The organism is Sphingomonas sp., assembly GCF_036402235.1.
GTDB lineage: Bacteria > Pseudomonadota > Alphaproteobacteria > Sphingomonadales > Sphingomonadaceae > Sphingomonas.
The window spans coordinates 1-14,206 of record NZ_DASWTG010000049.1; the positions used below are offsets into that span (position 1 = coordinate 1).

Annotated in this window: 12 protein-coding genes; 11 read left to right on the forward strand and 1 reads right to left on the reverse strand. The window is 67.8% G+C overall.

Annotated elements, in window-relative coordinates:
- Positions 1-104: 104 nt before the first annotated feature.
- Positions 105-1,253: a PQQ-dependent sugar dehydrogenase gene (locus VGD28_RS09830; RefSeq protein ID WP_331028165.1), complete on the reverse strand. Its 1,149-nt coding sequence runs from the start codon at positions 1,251-1,253 to the stop codon at positions 105-107.
- Positions 1,254-1,368: 115 nt separating this feature from the next.
- On the opposite strand from VGD28_RS09830, the gene VGD28_RS09835 reads away from it, so the two are divergent.
- The 11 genes from VGD28_RS09835 to pnp form a co-directional block, all read left to right on the forward strand.
- Positions 1,369-3,072: a sulfatase-like hydrolase/transferase gene (locus VGD28_RS09835; RefSeq protein ID WP_331028166.1), complete on the forward strand. Its 1,704-nt coding sequence runs from the start codon at positions 1,369-1,371 to the stop codon at positions 3,070-3,072.
- Between the two features lie 131 nt (positions 3,073-3,203).
- Positions 3,204-3,749, forward strand: a complete 546-nt coding sequence (gene rimP / locus VGD28_RS09840) for a ribosome maturation protein RimP (protein ID WP_331028167.1) — start codon at positions 3,204-3,206, stop codon at positions 3,747-3,749.
- Positions 3,749-5,377: a transcription termination factor NusA gene (gene nusA / locus VGD28_RS09845; protein ID WP_331028168.1), complete on the forward strand. Its 1,629-nt coding sequence runs from the start codon at positions 3,749-3,751 to the stop codon at positions 5,375-5,377. Before rimP ends, nusA begins: the two co-directional genes overlap by 1 nt.
- Entirely contained in the window at positions 5,358-6,101 is a 744-nt protein-coding gene (locus VGD28_RS09850; RefSeq protein ID WP_414714487.1) for a DUF448 domain-containing protein, read from the forward strand. The genes nusA and VGD28_RS09850 overlap by 20 nt, the downstream gene beginning before the upstream one ends.
- A 1-nt stretch (position 6,102) precedes the next feature.
- Positions 6,103-8,736 carry a translation initiation factor IF-2 gene (gene infB, locus VGD28_RS09855; protein WP_331028169.1) on the forward strand — a complete coding sequence of 878 codons (2,634 nt, stop codon included), beginning with the start codon at positions 6,103-6,105 and terminating at the stop codon, positions 8,734-8,736.
- 124 nt (positions 8,737-8,860) lie between these two features.
- Positions 8,861-9,259, forward strand: a complete 399-nt coding sequence (gene rbfA, locus VGD28_RS09860) for a 30S ribosome-binding factor RbfA (RefSeq protein WP_331028170.1) — start codon at positions 8,861-8,863, stop codon at positions 9,257-9,259.
- Between the two features lie 85 nt (positions 9,260-9,344).
- Entirely contained in the window at positions 9,345-9,929 is a 585-nt protein-coding gene (locus VGD28_RS09865; RefSeq protein WP_331028171.1) for a thymidine kinase, read from the forward strand.
- 44 nt (positions 9,930-9,973) lie between these two features.
- Positions 9,974-10,666 carry a site-2 protease family protein gene (locus tag VGD28_RS09870; RefSeq protein WP_331028172.1) on the forward strand — a complete coding sequence of 231 codons (693 nt, stop codon included), beginning with the start codon at positions 9,974-9,976 and terminating at the stop codon, positions 10,664-10,666.
- Complete coding sequence (gene truB / locus VGD28_RS09875; RefSeq protein WP_331028173.1) at positions 10,666-11,547, forward strand: tRNA pseudouridine(55) synthase TruB; 882 nt, start codon at positions 10,666-10,668, stop codon at positions 11,545-11,547. Before VGD28_RS09870 ends, truB begins: the two co-directional genes overlap by 1 nt.
- A gap of 21 nt (positions 11,548-11,568) precedes the next feature.
- Positions 11,569-11,838, forward strand: coding sequence for a 30S ribosomal protein S15 (rpsO, locus tag VGD28_RS09880; RefSeq protein WP_331028174.1), 270 nt, complete (start codon positions 11,569-11,571; stop codon positions 11,836-11,838).
- 173 nt (positions 11,839-12,011) lie between these two features.
- Positions 12,012-14,206: polyribonucleotide nucleotidyltransferase (gene pnp, locus VGD28_RS09885; RefSeq protein ID WP_331028175.1), on the forward strand; the 2,195-nt coding region annotated here is incomplete at its 3' end.

The window sequence follows — 14,206 nt, forward strand, 5'->3', positions numbered from 1 at the left end:
CCGGGGGCAGGATCGACCCCGCGCTCCCATAGGATACTGGCGCTGGGTGGCCGGGTGGGGGAGCGGGCTGGCACCGCCTCCCGTTCAGCCTTGCTGAACCAAAGCTAGCCCTTCGGCGTCAGCTTGAGCAGGCGGCCCTGCGATCCGTCGCGGCCGTCCTCCAGCAGCCAGATCGCCCCGTCCGGGCCTTCCTCCACTTCGCGGATGCGCGCGCCCATCGGCCATTGGTCGCCCTTGGCGGCATCGGTGCCGTTGACGTCGACCCGAACCAGCGCCTGGCTCGAAAGCCCGCCGATGAACAGGTCGCCGGCCCATTGCGGGAACAGCTTGCCCGAATAGACGATCAGCCCGCCGGGCGAGATCGCCGGGTTCCACGAGACCTTGGGCGCCTCGAACTCGGGGCGTGTCTTGTGATCGGGAATGTCGGCGCCGCCATAGTGATCGCCGTCCGAGACGATCGGATAGCCGTAATTCCGGCCCGGCAGCACCAGATTGACCTCGTCCCCCCCCTGCGGTCCCATCTCCTGCTCCCACAGATTGCCCGCTTTGTCGAAGGCGATTCCGAGCAGGTTGCGATGGCCGTAGGACCAGATCGCCGGATGGAAGCCCTTGGCGGTCAGGCCGGGATCGCCCGCGGGCTTGCCGTCGAGCGTCAGGCGCAGCACCTTGCCCAGCGTCGACTTGGGGTCCTGCGCTGGGTCGAACTTCTGGCGCTCGCCATTCGTGAAGAACAGGTGCTGGCCATCGGAGGCGAAGGCGATGCGGCCTGAATAATGGCCGTTGCCGCTGACATAGGGCGTTGCCTTGAACAGGGTCTGGACGTTCTGCAGCGCGGGCGACGCGCCGTCGGCGAAGGTGCCGCGCGCCAGCACCACGCCCTTGCCGCCCTCGCCCGCCTCCGAATAGCTGAAATAGACCTGCCGATTCTGCGCGAAGCCGGGCGCGAGCACTACGTCCTTGAGCGCGCCCTGCCCCGCGCTGTCCACCGCCGGGATGCCGCGCACGGGCGTCTGGGTCTTGCCGTCGGCGCTGACCAGCAGCAGCGTGCCGGTCTTCTCGGTCACCAGCATGCGCCCGTCGGGCAGGAAGGTCATCGCCCAGGGCGCGTCGAAATCGGCGACCGGGGTGACCGTGAAGGGGAGGCTGGAGGTCCCGGAAGATTTCTGGGCCGGGGATTCCTGGCTGTTGCCGGGCTGGGCCCCGGTGCAGGCGATCAGGGTGAGCGAGGCGGCGGCGATCGGCAACAGGCGCATCGGTTTCTCCGGGGAAGCTCAAGCCCCCGCAACGCATGGGGGCACAGGGATGTTGCACGGCATTTACGCCATCGCAACGCTGCTTCGCTATCCCGCCCCGACACAGGGGAACGCGATGCAATGGTTCCGGCGCGCACCGGTCAAGGAAGCGCTGCTCATTCTCTATCTGATCGCCGATGGCGGGAATCTCGCCGATCGGGTGACCTCGCTGGGCCTGTCGCCCTCCCTCGGCCTGTTCGCCGCATTCTACGCCGCGCTCGCCGGCGCGTTGTGGGTGGCGTCCCGGCTCGCGTCGAACCTGCTGCGCTGGGCGATGGCCTTGCTGCTGTTCGCCGCCGCCGCCTTCATCGGCGCGAGCGAGCGGATTCTCGACGATCACCTCACCTATGACGCGTTCCTCAACCTGACCGGATCGGCCGGCTTTGCCGGCGATGCGATGGCCGAGCACGGCATGCGGATCGCGGCCGAGATCCTCGCCGCGCTGCCGCTGCTCTTCGCGATCGGCTTCGCGCCGCGCCGTGCGCGGCCGCTCGGCGCGCGCTGGGCAGCCGCCCCGATCGGGGCGTTGGCGCTGCTGACCGGCATGCTGTTCCTGCGCGGCGGTGACGGCGCGCGCGGGCTGCCCGGCGCCTTCACCCCGCTCGCCTATCTGACGCTTGCGACGGGCGAGGAGCTGGCGAGCGACGGAGGGCGCCGGCCGGTGACGATGCAGCCGCAGGCGGTGGCGGCCACAGGCGACATCGTCCTGATCGTCGATGAGAGCGTCGCCGCGCGCTATCTCGACCTCGCCGACCCTGCGGGGGTGCGCACCGGGCTGCTGTCTCCGCCCGCGGGAATCGCGGTGCATAATTTCGGCATCGCCGCCTCGATCACCAATTGCTCGCTCGGCACCAATCTGACGCTGCGCCACGGCGGCACGCGCGAGAACTATATGGCGCTCAATGCGAGCGGGCCGGCGATCTGGGATTATGCCCGCAAGGCCGGGTTCGTGCCCGTCTATATCGATGCGCAGCGCACCGGCGGCGGACTGCACAACGCGATGAGCACGGCCGAACGCGCGCGCATCGCGCACTTCATCCAGTTCGACGGCGTCCCGGTCGAGGAGCGCGACCAGGTCGCTGCGGACCGCGTCGCAAGGCACCTCGCCAATGGCCGGCGTGAGTTCCTCCTGGTCAACAAGGTCGGTGCCCATTTCCCGGTGCACGACAAATATCCCGACAGCCACGCGGTCCACCGCCCGGCACTGCCGCGCGGCGGCTTCCTCGGCGTTTCCGACACCGGCAGCCGCGACGGGTTCGACGGCGGCGCGGAGCAGTGGCGCCGCTACCGCAACGCCTATCGCAACGCCCTGCTGTGGAAAGTCGGCGGCTTCTTCGAGCGGCTGCTGGCGCCCGGCACGCTGCATGGCGCGACGGTGCTCTATACTGCGGATCACGGGCAGGATCTGCACGAGCGCGATGGCGCCGGCGTGCATACCCATTGCAGTGCGCATCCCGTGGCGGAGGAGGGGGCGGTCCCGCTGGCGGTGCTCACCGACGCTGGCACAAGCGGCAATTGGCCGGACGCGGCGAAGCGCAATCGCGACGGCGCGAGCCACTATCAGCTCTTTCCGACGATCCTGGCGATGATGGGGTACCCGGAAACGGCGATTCGTGGCGAATATGGCGATTCGCTGCACGCGCCGCTGGCCGATGAGCTGCGCTTCAACATGCGGTTCAACGCGCGGCTGGGGCGCAAGCCCGAATGGAAGCGCATCGACCCCATGGCGCTCGCTCGGCCGCCGCGCGGCGACGGCGGACCGGTGGTCGCTGCACGCTGACTCGAACGGCTTGCCGTCGTGCGGACAAGCGCCTATAGAAGCGCTGTTCTCGACATTGGAAACCTTGCCGAGGCCGGCCCCACGGGGTTCGGCGGCGACGAGGCGTATCCGGTGTCCATTGGAGTTTTCGCGTGGCGGATATCGCTGCCCTGACCGGTCTGATCGAGCCTGAGGCACGTGCCTTGGGCTTCGATCTGGTGCGCGTGAAGATGTTCGGCGGCGAGGGCGACCGGACGCTGCAGGTGATGGCCGAGCGCCCCGACACCCGCCAGCTGAACATCGACGATTGCGCCGACCTGTCGCGCCGCATCTCGGACCGGCTGGACGAGCTGGAGGCGGCCGGCCGCGACCCGATCCCCGAGGCCTATCGGCTCGAGGTCAGCTCGCCCGGGATCGACCGCCCGCTCACCCGGCTCAAGGATTTCGAGGACTGGAAGGGGCATGAGGCCCGCATCACGCTCGCCGAGAAGATCGACGGGCGCAAGCAGTTCAAGGGCGACCTTGCCGGCGTAACCGGCGAGACGATCGCGATCACCGACGGGCAGGGCGTGACCCACAGCATCGCCTTCGCATCCATCGAGGACGCAAAGCTCGTCATCACCAACCGGCTCATCGCCGCAACCAAACCGCTCTCGACCGAGGGCGCAGACGAATTCGAAGCAGAGGAACAGGACTGATGGCCACCGCCATTTCCGCCAACAAGGCCGAGCTGATCGCGATCGCGAACTCGGTGGCATCCGAGAAGATGATCGACAAGGCCATCGTCATCGAGGCGATGGAGGACGCGATCGAGCGCGCCGCCAAGAACCGCTACGGCGTCGAGAACGACATCCGCGCCAAGCTCGACCCGCAGACCGGCGACCTGCGCCTGTGGCGCGTGGTCGAGGTGGTCGAGCAGGTCGACGACTATTTCAAGCAGGTGGACCTGAAAGGCGCGCAGAAGCTGCAGAAGGACGCCAAGGTCGGCGACTTCATCGTCGATCCGCTGCCCCCGATCGAGTTCGGCCGCATCCAGGCGCAGGCGTCGAAGCAGATCATCTTCCAGAAGGTCCGCGATGCCGAGCGCGAGCGCCAGTATGAGGAATTCAAGGACCGCCAGGGCGAGATCATCACCGGCGTGGTCAAGCGCGTCGAGTTCGGCCATGTCGTCGTCGACCTGGGCCGCGCCGAGGGCGTGATCCGCCGCGACGCGCAGATCCCGCGCGAAGTCGTCCGCGTCGGCGATCGCGTCCGCAGCCTGATCCTGAAGGTGGTGCGCGAGACCCGCGGCCCGCAAATTTTCCTGAGCCGCGCGCACCCCGACTTCATGAAGAAGCTGTTCGCGCAGGAAGTGCCCGAAATCTACGATGGCATCATCGAGATCAAGGCCGCGGCCCGCGATCCGGGCTCGCGCGCCAAGATCGGCGTGATCAGCCACGACAGCTCGATCGACCCGGTCGGCGCCTGCGTCGGCATGAAGGGCAGCCGCGTCCAGGCCGTGGTGCAGGAGATGCAGGGCGAGAAGATCGACATCATCCCTTGGTCGCCCGACACCGCGACCTTCGTCGTCAATGCGCTGCAGCCGGCCAATGTCGCGCGCGTCGTGATCGACGAGGAGGATGACCGCATCGAGGTGGTCGTTCCCGACGATCAGCTGAGCCTCGCGATCGGCCGCCGCGGCCAGAATGTCCGCCTCGCCAGCCAGCTGACCGGCAAGGCGATCGACATCCTGACCGAGACCGATTCGAGCGAGAAGCGCCAGGCCGAGTTCGTCGCCAACAGCGAGATGTTCCAGAACGAGCTCGACGTCGACGAGACGCTGGCGCAGCTGCTGGTCGCCGAAGGCTTCAGCACGCTCGAGGAAGTCGCCTATGTCGAGCTCGACGAGATTGCGAGCATCGAGGGCTTCGACGAGGATCTGGGCCAGGAGCTGCAGAACCGTGCGACCGAGGCGCTCGAGCGTCGCGAGGAAGCCAATCGCGAGGCGCGCCGCGCGCTGGGCGTCGAGGACGAGCTCGCGACCATGCCGTACCTGACCGAAGCGATGCTGGTCACGCTCGGCAAGGCGGGCATCAAGACGCTCGACGACCTCGCCGACCTTGCCACCGACGAGCTGGTCGCCAAGAAGCGCCCCGAGCCGCGCCGCCGCGGCGACGGCCCGGCCGCGCCGGTGCGCGAGCAGGACAAGGGCGGCGTGCTCGGCGAATATGGCCTGAGCGACGAGCAGGGCAACGAGATCATCATGGCCGCCCGCGCGCACTGGTTCGCGGATGAAGAGCCGGCTTCGGCCGGTGAGGAGGACGCTGTTGCGGACTCCGAGCAATGAGACCCGGGCTGAACTGACGGCCGGCAAGCGTGCGGGTGGTGAAGCCATCCGCACCTGCATCCTCTCGCGCGCGGAAGCTCCGCGCGACGGGCTGATCCGTCTCGCGCTGTCGCCCGACGGCGAGGTGCTGCCCGATGTCCGCGCCAAGGCGCCCGGCCGCGGCGCTTGGATCGGCGTCGGCCGCGCCGAGCTGGACGCCAGCGGCAAGAAGCTGCGCGGAGTGCTGTCGCGTGCCTTCAAGACGAACGAGCTGCGCATCCCGGAGGACCTGGGCGAGCGCATCGCGGCGCAGCTCGAGCGCGCCCTGCTCGACCGGCTGGGCCTCGAGGCCAAGGCCGGCCATGTCGTGATCGGCGGCGAACGGATCGAGAAGGCGGGCCGCAGCGGCAAGCTGTACCTGCTGCTCCACGCGTCGGACGCCGGCGCGGACGGCTCGCGCAAGCTCGATCAGGCGCTGCGCGTCGGCACCGACCGCGAAGGATCGGGCGACACGGGCTTCACATTGCCGTTGCCGCGCACCATATTGTCCTTGGCCCTTGGCCGCGAAAATGTGGTACATGTCGGCCTGACAGACCCCAAGGCAGCCGCGCGGGTGAGCGAAGCGCTCTCCCGCTGGTTGCATTTTATCGGTCCCGATCCAGACCCCAAACCTTGCGAAATGGCTTCGCAAGGCGCATCGGGCGCTGGCGGTGACGAGACGAACGACGAACAGACGGGAATTTGAGTTGAGCGATACCGAAAACGACAAGCCGAAACTGGGCATGCGCCAGCCGCTGGGGCTGAAGCGCACGGTCGAGACCGGCAAGGTGAAGCAGAGCTTCAGCCACGGACGCTCGAACACCGTCGTGGTCGAAGTGAAGCGCCGCCGCGTGCTGGGTCCGCAGTCGGGCCAGACCGAGGCTGCGCCCGAGCCGGTGGTCGAGGCCGCACCGCCGCCGCCTCCGGCCCCCGCGCCGCGTCCGCCTGCACCTGCGGGCGAGACTGCGCAGGAGCGCCAGGCGCGTCTGCTGCGCGAGGCCGATGAGCAGCGCATGCAGGCGCTCGAAGAAGCGCGCCGCCGCGAGGAGCGCGAGCGTGCCGAAGCCGCCGAGGCCGAAGCGCGCCGCGCCGAGGAAAAGGCACGCGCCGAAGCCGAGGCTGCAAAGGCGCCCAGGGCTGAACCGGCGCCCGCGCCGGCGGCCGAAGCTGCGCCGCCGCCGCCAACGGCGCCCGCTCCCGCTCCGCGCGAGCCGGTTGCGGTCCAGCTCGATCCGGGCCGTCCCGCGCCGCGCCAGTTCACGCCGGTGCAGCGGCCCGAAATTCCCCGCCCGGCCGCGCCGCGTCCCGAACCGAACCTCGCCGGGAACGGCAATAGCGGTGGTGCGTCCCGTCCCGCAGGCGGCGCCAATCTGGGCCCTAACCGCGCACCCTCGCGCCCGCCCGAGCCGCAGAAGCCGCAGCAGCGCGACCGCAAGGGCGACGAGCGCCGCGGCGGCAAGCTGACCGTCAACCGCGCGCTGGGCGGTGACGACGGCGCGCGTGCGCGCAGCCTCGCCGCGCTCAAGCGTGCGCGTGAGAAGGAGCATCGCCGACATTCGGGTCCGCGCGAGCCGCAGGCCAAGCAGATCCGCGACGTGCAGGTGCCCGAGGCGATCACCGTCTCCGAGCTCGCCAACCGCATGGCGGAGAAGGGCGCCGACCTGGTCAAGGCGCTGTTCAAGATGGGCATGCCCGTCACGCTGACCCAGACGATCGATCAGGACACCGCCGAGCTGCTGGTGACCGAATTCGGCCACAACATCGTCCGCGTCTCGGATTCGGACATCGATCTCGCCACCGACACGGTCGATGACGCGCCCGAGACGCTGCGGCCGCGCCCGCCGGTGGTGACGATCATGGGCCATGTCGATCACGGCAAGACGTCGCTGCTCGACGCGCTGCGCGGCACCGATGTGGTGCGCGGCGAGGCCGGCGGCATCACCCAGCATATCGGCGCCTATCAGGTGACGCTGAAGGACAAGTCGAAGATCACCTTCCTCGACACGCCGGGCCATGAGGCGTTCTCGGAGATGCGCGCGCGCGGCGCGAACGTCACCGACATCGTCGTGCTGGTGGTCGCCGCGGACGACGGGCTGATGCCGCAGACGGTGGAGGCGATCAACCACACCAAGGCCGCCGGCGTGCCGATGATCGTGGCGATCAACAAGATCGACAAGCCCGAGGCCAATGCCCAGCGCGTGCGCGAGCGCCTGCTCGAGCATGAGATCGTGGTCGAGGAAATGGGCGGCGACACCCAGGACGTCGAGGTCTCGGCGCTCAAGAAGACCGGCCTCGACCAGCTGATCGAGAAGATCCAGCTCCAGGCCGAGCTGATGGAACTGAAGGCCAATCCCGACCGCGCCGCCGAGGGCAATGTGGTCGAGGCGAAGCTCGACAAGGGCCGTGGCCCGGTCGCCACCGTGCTCGTCACGCGCGGCACGCTCAAGGTCGGCGACGTGTTCGTCGTCGGGGCCGAGAGCGGCAAGGTCCGCGCGCTGGTCGACGACAAGGGCCGCCAGATCAAGGAAGCGGGCCCGTCGATGCCGGTCGAAGTGCTCGGCCTGTCGGGCGTGCCGATGGCGGGCGACCTGCTCCAGGTCGTCGAGAACGAGGCGCGCGCCCGCGAGGTCGCAGCCTATCGCGCCAGCGTCATCCAGCAGAAGCGCACCACCAACACCCCCGCCAGCCTCGAGAGCATGTTCAGCGCGCTCAAGGAAAAGCAGGCGATGGAATATCCGCTGGTGGTCAAGGCGGATACGCAAGGGACCGTCGAGGCGATCGTCGCGGCGATCAACAAGATCAGCACCGACGACATCAAGGCGCGCGTGCTGCACGCGGGCGTGGGCGGCATCACCGAGAGCGACGTGAACGCGGCCGCGGCCTCGGGCGCGCCGATCATCGGCTTCAACGTCCGCCCCAACGCCAAGGCGCGCGAGATCGCCGACCGCCACAAGGTCGCGTTCAAATATTATGACGTGATCTACGAGCTCACCGACGAGATCCGCGCCGGCATGGCCGGGCAGCTCGGACCGGAAGCGTTCGAGACCGTGGTCGGCCGCGCCGAGATCCGCGAGGTCTTCTCCGCGGGCAAGCACGGCAAGGCGGCCGGCCTGCTGGTCACCGACGGCGCGATCCGCAAGGCGCTCAAGGCCCGCATCACGCGCGACGACGTCATCATCTACCAGGGCGAGATCGCATCGCTGCGCCGCTTCAAGGACGATGTCGCCGAAGTCCGTGCGGGCCTGGAATGCGGTGTGACGTTCAGCCAGAACTTCACCGACATCAAGCCGGGCGACTATCTCGAGACCTTCGAGGTCGAGCTTCGCGAACGGACGCTTTGATCCAGCTCGTCGCTTGCGCGACGAGGGCGGTACCGGCCCGCTCCCCCAACCCGGCCACCCAGCGGCAGTGCCGGGTGGGGGAGCGGGCCGGTATCGCCAGCGACCGAAGGGAGCGCCAAACAAAATGCGCCACAACGACACCCCCGAGACCCGCTCCGTCCGCCTGCTGCGTGTGGGCGAGCAGGTGCGCCATGTGCTGTCGGACATCCTCGCGCGGGGCGAGGTGCATGACGATGTGCTCGCCAGCCATATGGTGAGCGTCACCGAAGTGCGCATGTCGCCGGACCTGCGCCACGCGACGGTGTTCGTGAAGCCGCTGCTGGGCAAGGACGAGGAGGCGGTGCTGAAAGCGCTGCGCACCAACACCGCCTATCTCCAGCGCGAGGTGGCAAGCCGGGTGAAGATGAAATACGCCGCGCGCCTCAAGTTCCTCGCGGACGAGAGCTTCGACGAGGGCAGCCATATCGACCAGCTGCTCCGCGATCCCAAGGTGGCGCGCGATCTGGAGCAGCCGGAAGACTGATCCACAGATTTGTCCACAAATCGGCCCACGGCTTTGCCGCGGGCGCGGATGAAAGACACGGGATCATCCGCCAAGGTTACGGATCATGGCCAAACTCTATTTCTACTATGCCTCGATGAACGCGGGCAAATCGACCAATCTGCTGCAGGCGGACTTCAACTATCGCGAGCGGGGCATGCGCACGATCCTGTTCACCGCGGCGGTCGACGATCGCGCGGGTGAGGGACGCATCGCATCGCGGATCGGGCTCGCGGCCGGAGCGATCGGCTTTGATGCGCAGATGGATCTGCGGCTGCGCGTCGAGCGCGAGGTGGATGCCGGGCCGGTGCATTGCGTGCTGGTCGACGAGGCACAGTTCCTCTCTGCCGCGCAAGTCGATCAGCTCGCCGCGGTCGCCGACGTCCTCGGCATTCCCGTGCTCGCCTATGGCCTGCGCACAGACTTCACCGGCGCGCTGTTCGAGGGCTCGGCCCGGCTGCTCGCGCTCGCCGACGCGCTGATCGAGATCAAGTCGGTGTGCCGCTGCGGTCGCAAGGCGACGATGAACCTGCGCGTCGATGAGGAAGGCCGCGCTGTCGCGCAGGGTGCGCAGACCGAGATCGGCGGCAACGATCGCTACGTTGCGCTGTGCCGCCGCCACTTCGTCGAGGCGATTTCGGCGGCGGATTGAGTCCGGCGCTGGTGAATCCATGCCGCCGCGCCTAGATCACCGCCATGGACCCGAACTCTATCGTCTATCGTGCTGCCATCTGGCTGATCCCGCTGGTCATCGCGATCGTCTTCCACGAAGTCGCGCACGGCCTCGCCGCGCGCGCGCTGGGCGATCCGACCGCGGCCGAGCGCAAGCGGCTGTCCCTGAACCCGATACGCCATGTCGATCCGATCGGCACGGTCGTGCTGCCGCTGATCCTCGCGCTCACCAGGATGCCGGTGTTCGGCTGGGCGAAGCCGGTGCCGGTCAACTATGCGCGGCTGCGCAATCCCCGGCGCGACATGATGCTGGTGGCGCTCGCCGGCCCCGGCATGAACTTCGCGCTCGCGCTGGCCGGCGCGGTTCTGCTCGGCCTGTTGCTGGCGGGAGCCGGAGAGGTGCGGCTGGGTAGCGTCGGTGCCTTTGTCGCCCAGAACCTGTTCAACTTCGTCATCGTCAACATCTTCCTGGCGCTGTTCAACCTGTTGCCGCTGCCGCCCTTCGATGGCGGACATGTCGTACAAGGCCTTCTTCCGCCGGCCGCAGCCGAGCGCTGGGCCTCGTTCGGGCGGTTCGGCTTCCCATTGCTGTTCATCCTGCTGCTTATCGTTCCGGCCATCTGGCCCAGCGCCAACATCGTCGCGCAACTGATTGTCCCGCCGGCGGACGCGGTGAACAAATGGTTCTTCGCAATCACCGAGGCGATCGCCGGTTGATGCATGGCTGGATCATTCTCGACAAGCCACTGGGGCTCGGCTCGACCCAGGGGGTGAGCTCGGTCAAGCGTGCGTTGCGCGAGGGTGGCTACGGCAAGTGGAAGGTCGGCCATGGCGGTACGCTCGATCCGCTGGCGACCGGCGTGCTGCCGATCGCGATTGGCGAGGCGACTAAACTCGCCGGGCGGATGCTCGACAGCGACAAGGTGTATGATTTCACGGTGCAGTTCGGCGTCGAGACCGACACGCTCGACCTGGAAGGCACGGTGATCGCCGGCTCGGATGTGTGCCCGTCGCGGGCTGAGGTCGAAGCGATTCTACCGCGCTTTACGGGCTCGATCGATCAGGCCCCGCCCGCCTATTCGGCGCTCAAGGTCGATGGCGAGCGCGCCTATGACCTCGCTCGCAAGGGCGCCGAAGTCGCCCTGGCAAGCCGTGCGGTAACGATCCACGCGCTCACCCTGCGCGATTGGGCGCCGGACAGCGCGACGCTCACTGCCCATGTCTCCAAGGGCACCTATATCCGCAGCCTCGCCCGCGACATCGCGCATGCGCTCGGCACGGTCGGGCATGTGACGATGCTGCGGCGGGTCAAGGCCGGCCCCTTCACCCTCGAATCCGCGATTTCGCTGGACAAACTGGCTGAGGCCGCTAAGGGCCGCACGCTTGAACATTGCCTCCTGCCGCTGAGGGCGGGGCTGGACGACATCCCGGCTCTATCCCTCACCCCCGATCAGGCAGGGGCGCTCCGCCAGGGGCGAGCGTTGATCGGGATCGCTGCGAAAGACGGCCAACACTTTGCGCTCGAGGGCGAAACGCCCGTCGCGCTGGTCGAGGTTTCGGACCGGACCGTCCGGGTCGTTCGCGGCTTCAACCTGTAGAATGATGTCGAAGGAAAACACATGACGATCACGACCGAGCGCAAGGCCGAGCTGGCCAAGGAACATGGCCGCAGCGAGGGCGACACCGGCAGCGCCGAAGTCCAGATCGCGATCCTGACCGAGCGCATCGTCAACCTGACCGAGCACTTCAAGGGTCACGCCAAGGACAACCACTCGCGTCGCGGCCTGCTGATGCTGGTCAACAAGCGCCGCAGCCTCCTCGACTACCTCCGCAAGACGGACGGGGATCGCTACACCGCACTCATCGCGAAGCTCGGCCTTCGCAAGTAACCGGAAAGGCGGCCTTCGGGTCGCCTTTTTGCAATACCGGGCCGCTAGCCCGGATCCATCGGGCGCAGGCAATTCGGCCGAAGCCCGGGGGTGAAATCACCCCGCACCGCGCGAGCCGGACAGCTCGCACACAGGCCCCGGGCGCATAGGGCGTCCGGTCCAAAGGAAATCAGATGTTCGACAAGAAAACCGTATCGATCGAGTGGGGCGGACAGACCCTGACACTCGAGACGGGCAAGGTTGCCCGCCAGGCTGACGGCGCCATCATGGCGACGCTCGGCGAGACCGTGGTGCTGTGCGCCGTCACCGCCGCGAAGACCGTGAAGGAAGGGCAGGACTTCTTCCCGCTCACCGTCCACTATCAGGAAAAGTACAGCGCGGCCGGCCGTATTCCCGGCGGCTTCTTCAAGCGCGAGCGCGGCGCGACCGAGAAGGAGACCCTGGTCTCGCGTCTCATCGACCGCCCGATCCGCCCGCTGTGCCCGGAAGGCTTCTACAACGAGATCAACGCCATCGCTCAGGTGCTGAGCTATGACGGCGAGAACGAGCCGGACATCCTCGCGATGGTCGCCGCCTCGGCCGCGCTCACCATCTCGGGCGTGCCCTTCATGGGCCCGATCGGCGCCGCGCGCGTCGGCTACCTCAACGGCGAGTACATCCTCAACCCGACCGACGAGCAGGTTGCCGAGGGCGACCTCGACCTCGTCGTCGCGGCCACCTACGACGCGGTGATGATGGTCGAATCCGAAGCCAACGAGCTGTCGGAAGAGATCATGCTCGGCGCCGTCCTGTTTGCGCACGATGCGTGCCGCGAGGTGATCAAGGCGATCGTCAAGCTCGCCGAGCAGGCCGCCAAGGAGCCGTGGGAGCTGGACAAGGTCGAGGACAAGTCCGCGACCATGAAGAAGCTCAAGGATGCGATCGGCAAGGACCTCGCCGCCGCGTACAAGATCACCAACAAGGCCAAGCGCCAGGACGCCATCAACGAAGCGCGGACCAAGGCGCGCGACCTGTTCGCCGACCTCAAGGAAAGCGATCCCGCCCAGTATCTCGGCACGCTCAAGCTGGTGAAGAAGCTCGAGGCCGACATCGTCCGCGGCGCGATCCTCAAGGACGGCATCCGCATCGACGGCCGCACCACCACGCAGATCCGCCCGATCGTGGCGGAGACGCACTTCCTCCCGCGTGCGCACGGCTCGGCGCTGTTCACCCGCGGCGAGACCCAGACCATCGCCACCGCGACGCTGGGCACCAAGGACGCCGAGCAGATGATCGACGGCCTCAATGGCCTGTCGTACCAGCATTTCATGCTGCACTATAACTTCCCGCCCTATTCGGTCGGCGCAGTGGGCCGCTTCGGCGCGCCGGGCCGCCGCGAAGTCGGCCATGGCAAGCTGGCATGGCGCGCGCTGCATCCGGTGCTGCCGACCAAGGAAGAGTTTCCCTACACGATCCGCCTGACCAGCGACATCACCGAGTCCAACGGCTCGTCGTCGATGGCGTCGGTGTGCGGCGGCAGCCTCGCGATGATGGACGCCGGCGTGCCGATCAAGCGCCCGGTCAGCGGCATCGCCATGGGCCTGATCCTCGAGGGTAAGGACTATGCGATTCTCAGCGACATCCTCGGCGACGAGGACCACCTTGGCGACATGGACTTCAAGGTGGCGGGCACGTCCGAAGGCATCACCACGATGCAGATGGACATCAAGATCGCCGGCATCACCAAGGAGATCTTCGAGGCCGCGCTCCGCCAAGCCAAGGAAGGTCGCGCGCACATCCTCGGCGAGATGAACAAGGCGCTGGGCGAGACCCGCTCGGAGCTGTCGGCGCACGCGCCGCGCATCGAGACGATGCAGATCGACAAGTCGAAGATCCGCGACGTGATCGGCACCGGCGGCAAGGTGATCCGCGAGATCGTCGCCACCACCGGCGCCAAGGTCGACATCGACGATGAGGGCGTGATCAAGATCAGCTCGTCCGACGTGTCGCAGATCGAAGCCGCGATGAACTGGATCAAGGGCATCGTCGAGGAGCCCGAGGTCGGCAAGATCTACCAGGGCAAGGTCGTCAACATCGTCGATTTCGGCGCGTTCGTGAACTTCATGGGCGGCAAGGACGGCCTCGTCCACGTCTCGGAGATCAAGAACGAGCGTGTCGAGAAGGTCTCGGACGTCCTCAGCGAAGGCCAGGAGGTCAAGGTCAAGGTGCTCGAGATCGACCAGCGCGGCAAGGTCCGCCTGTCGATGCGCGTCGTCGATCAGGAGACCGGCGAAGAGCTCGAGGACACCCGTCCGGCCCGCGAGCCGCGCGAGCCGCGCGGCGACCGTGGTCCGCGCCGCGACGGCGGCGACCGGGGTGGCCGCGGCGA

What these genes read in the sequence shown, in the direction of transcription:
- VGD28_RS09835 (WP_331028166.1), top strand. Translation starts at nt 1,369, where the DNA reads ATGCAATGGTTCCGGCGCGCACCGGTCAAGGAAGCGCTGCTCATTCTC.
- rbfA (WP_331028170.1), top strand. Translation starts at nt 8,861, where the DNA reads ATGCGCCACAACGACACCCCCGAGACCCGCTCCGTCCGCCTGCTGCGT.
- nusA (WP_331028168.1), top strand. Translation starts at nt 3,749, where the DNA reads ATGGCCACCGCCATTTCCGCCAACAAGGCCGAGCTGATCGCGATCGCG.
- VGD28_RS09830 (WP_331028165.1), bottom strand. Translation starts at nt 1,253, where the DNA reads ATGCGCCTGTTGCCGATCGCCGCCGCCTCGCTCACCCTGATCGCCTGC.
- VGD28_RS09865 (WP_331028171.1), top strand. Translation starts at nt 9,345, where the DNA reads ATGGCCAAACTCTATTTCTACTATGCCTCGATGAACGCGGGCAAATCG.
- rpsO (WP_331028174.1), top strand. Translation starts at nt 11,569, where the DNA reads ATGACGATCACGACCGAGCGCAAGGCCGAGCTGGCCAAGGAACATGGC.
- truB (WP_331028173.1), top strand. Translation starts at nt 10,666, where the DNA reads ATGCATGGCTGGATCATTCTCGACAAGCCACTGGGGCTCGGCTCGACC.
- VGD28_RS09870 (WP_331028172.1), top strand. Translation starts at nt 9,974, where the DNA reads ATGGACCCGAACTCTATCGTCTATCGTGCTGCCATCTGGCTGATCCCG.